Source organism: Oleiphilus sp. HI0123, from assembly GCF_001635315.1.
The window spans coordinates 1-268 of record NZ_LWGE01000094.1 but is presented as its reverse complement, the minus strand read 5'-3'; the positions used below and the strand labels follow the sequence as shown (position 1 = coordinate 268).

The 268-nt window shown below is 43.7% G+C and carries 1 protein-coding gene; it reads right to left on the bottom strand.

The annotated features are described in order from the left end of the window. Window positions 1-268, bottom strand: a 268-nt coding sequence (locus A3761_RS00960; protein WP_156491471.1) for a condensation domain-containing protein, incomplete at both ends; no start/stop codon positions are given.

Genomic DNA, 268 nt, shown 5'->3' with positions numbered 1-268 from the left:
TTGCAATGGGTAGCTCTCGAATCAACTCCCCAAAGGTAAAGTTCTGATGTTCAAAAGCGTCTAGAATCTCTTCACTAATTTCGTGTATTGCTTGAGCAACTGATATAGAAGGATTTAGCTCACTGACGATAGGAACTGTCGAAACACAATGACCAATCAAAGAATTCGGAGCGATACCGGGTTGTGCTGCGGTTGGCATTCCTACTGCTAAAAAGGACTCTCCTGTCCAGCGCTGCAAGGCAATAAAATAGATCGCCATTGTATAAGC